Source organism: Myxococcus sp. AB025B (genome assembly GCF_006518215.1).
In the GTDB taxonomy this organism is placed as follows: domain Bacteria; phylum Myxococcota; class Myxococcia; order Myxococcales; family Myxococcaceae; genus Myxococcus; species Myxococcus fulvus.
In genome coordinates this window covers 1-2,895 of the sequence record NZ_SRLW01000549.1, presented here as the reverse complement: position 1 = coordinate 2,895, position 2,895 = coordinate 1, and the positions used below count along the sequence as shown (strand labels likewise).

Here is a 2,895-nt window from a genome sequence, read left to right as displayed (position 1 = left end):
GAGTCGGGGTGGGGTCGCCGTCGTCATCTCCGCAGCCGACGAAGCCCAGCGCGCAAACCATGACCGCGGACAGCAGCTTCTTCTTCATGTGGTGCTCCCTTCGTTCCGGCGTCGCCGCCGGGGTGTCACGACAGACGACAGGCATGCAGGGCCAACCCCAGACATGCCCGCCCAGACAGTGTTTCAGCGCGGTGCGTCGGAGCCGGTGGGCGTCATCGCCCCTCGGCGTCGGCGGCGATGGCCGCCTCGCGAAGCTCGCGCTTGAGAATCTTCCCCGCCGCGGACACCGGCAGGCGCTCCACCAGCACCACCCGCTTGGGAACCTTGAAGCGCGCCACCTTGCCACGCAGGTGCTCGAGCAGCGCGTCACCCGTGCAGTCCGCGCCGGGCTTGAGCACCACGAAGGCGCGCCCCACCTCGCCCCACTTCGCGTCCGGCACGCCGATGACCGAGCACTGCTGCACGGCCGCGTGCTCGTACAGCACCGACTCCAGCTCCAGCGGGTACACGTTCTCCCCGCCGGAGATGAACATGTCCTTCTTGCGGCCGGCGATGGTGAAGAAGCCGTCCGCGTCCTGGCGCGCGAGGTCGCCGGTGTGGAACCAGCCGTCCGCGTCGATGGCCTCGCGCGTGGCGGCCTCGTCCTCGAAGTAGCCCGAGCACATGGAGGGGCCCTTGAGGACCAGCTCACCCACGTCGCCCGTCGGCACCTCGCGGCCGTCGTCGTCCACCAGCTTCGCCGCGATGAAGTAGTTGGGGCGGCCGATGGAGCCCGCCTTGGACACCGCGAACTCGGGCCCCATGCTGAAGATTCCCGGGCCGAACTCGGTCATCCCGAAGCCCTGCTTGAAGGGCACCGCGTGCACCGCCTGCCACGCCTGGATGAGCGGCACCGGCAGTGCCGCCCCGCCGCTGGTCATGAAGCGCACCGAAGAGAAGTCCGTCGTCGCGAAGCGCGGCGAGTCGCAGAGCTGCTGGTACTGCGTGGGCACCGCGAAGAACAGCGACACCTTCTCGCGGGGAATCAGCGCGAGCAGCTCCTCCGGCTCCCAGCGGCGCATGATGACCACGGTGCCGCCCGCGGTGAGCAAAGGCAGCGTGTACACGAGCAGCCCGCCCGTGTGGAACATGGGCGTGTGCGTCACCGTGACGTCGCCGGGGCGCACCTCGTGCACCAGCGTGTTGAGCGTGTTCCACGCCACCATGCGGTAGCTGACGCACGCGCCCTTGGAGCGCCCCGTCGTCCCGCCGGTGAACAGCAGGCACAGCGTGTCCTCCTCGGACACGGCGTCGTTGCGCACGGGCGTCGTGGGGCGGTGCGCGAGCACCTGCGCATACGGGGCGGCGCCGGGCAGCCCCTGGGGCTCCAGGGCCACCAGGCGCAGCGAGTCCCCCACGCTCTCGCGCACCTGGGCCACGCCGTCGCGGAAGTCGTCGCCGAAGAGGAGGACGCGCGGGCGGATGGAGCGGACCAGGTCGGTCAGCTCGGCGGCGTGCAGGCGCCAGTTGTAGGGGACGAAGATGGCGCCCAGCTTGCCGCAGGCGAAGAGGGCATCCAGGTACTCGACGCCGTTGTGGGCGACCAGGCCCACGCGGTCCCCGGGCTTCACCCCGGCGACGTCGCGCAGCCAGCCGCCGAGCGCCTCGGCGCGCGCGTTCAGGGCGCGGTAGGTGAAGCGGCCGGCGTCGCCCTTGGCCGTGTCCACCACCGCGACGTGCTCGGGCCAGTACAGGGCGCCCCGCCCCATCCAGTCTCCGATGAACATGCGCGCCTCCAAGGTTCAGGCCGTCCAGCGGTAGAGGGCGGAGGCCATGGCGAGCCCACCGCCGCTGGCACAGAAGGCCACCAAATCCCCCTTCTTCACCTTCCCCTGCACCACCGCGTCATCCAGCGTCATGGGGATGCAGGCCGAGCCCGTGTAGCCCCACTTGTCCATCGTGTAGTGCGCCTTGGCCATGGGCTGGTTGAGCACCTTCATGGTGGCTTCGATGGTGCGCAGGTTGAGCTGGGTGAAGACGAAGAGCTTCACGTCGTCCAGCGTCTGGTCCTGCCGCTTGAGCAGCTGGTCCAGCAGCATGGGCCAGCGCTCCGTGTTGAAGGTGGAGGGGAACTTGCGCACGAACTGCACGGCGGGCTTGCCGCCGGTGAGCGGCAGGGTCTCCGCGGTGGCGGGGCGGTTCGTGCCGCCGGTGTAGATGCCGAGCGCGTCGTGGTACTCGCCGTTGGCGAGCAGCTTGGCGCCCATGAAGCCGGGCTTGTCGCCCGCGCCCAGCACCACCGCGCCCGCGCCGTCCGCGAACAGGGTGCAGGTCTTCTTGTCCTTCCAGTTCACGTAGCGCGTCATGCCGTACGCGCCGACGACGAGGATGCGCCGGTAGCTGTCATCCGCGGCGATGGTCTTCGAGCCCACGTCCAGCGCCGTCACCCAGCCCGCGCACGCGCAGTTGAGGTCGTAGGTGCCGGCGTTGGGGGCGCCCAGCTTGGCCTGCACCACGGAGGACGTGGCGGGGCTCAGGTAGTCGGGCGTGTCGGTGGCGACGATGATGAGGTCCAGCTCCTCGGGCTTCGTCCCGGAGCGCTCCAGGGCCTGACGGGCGGCGGCGACGCACAAATCACTGGTGGCCTGGGAGTCCGCCATGACGTGGCGCTGCTTGATGCCCACGTTCTGCTGGAGCCACTCGTCCACGGGCTCGCCGAGAATCTTCTCGACGTCCGCGTTGGTGAGGACCTTCTCGGGGACGTAACGGCCGGTGGAGAGGATCTGCGCGTATCGCATGTGCTTTCGTCAGCTCCGGGCGCTCCGCGCCGGACGGCGGGCGGGGCGCAGGGTGTTCTTCTTGGCGTTCTTGGTGGGGGCGGCGCGCGAGGGCGCGGCCTTGGCGGCGGGCTTGGAG

The 2,895-nt window shown here is 70.1% G+C and carries 2 protein-coding genes; both read right to left on the bottom strand.

All coding sequences use genetic code 11. From position 1 onward, the window contains the following. Positions 1–212 precede the first annotated feature (212 nt). Positions 213–1,766 carry a long-chain fatty acid--CoA ligase gene (locus FL311_RS42420; RefSeq protein WP_141333289.1) on the bottom strand — a complete coding sequence of 518 codons (1,554 nt, stop codon included), beginning with the start codon at positions 1,764–1,766 and terminating at the stop codon, positions 213–215. A 15-nt stretch (positions 1,767–1,781) separates the two neighbouring features. After that, positions 1,782–2,777: a 3-oxoacyl-ACP synthase III family protein gene (locus tag FL311_RS42415; RefSeq protein ID WP_141333287.1), complete on the bottom strand. Its 996-nt coding sequence runs from the start codon at positions 2,775–2,777 to the stop codon at positions 1,782–1,784. Between the last annotated feature and the right edge of the window lie 118 nt (positions 2,778–2,895).

Coding starts and splice junctions, on each gene's coding strand:
- FL311_RS42420 (WP_141333289.1), bottom strand. CDS start 1,766: ATGTTCATCGGAGACTGGATGGGGCGGGGCGCCCTGTACTGGCCCGAG.
- FL311_RS42415 (WP_141333287.1), bottom strand. CDS start 2,777: ATGCGATACGCGCAGATCCTCTCCACCGGCCGTTACGTCCCCGAGAAG.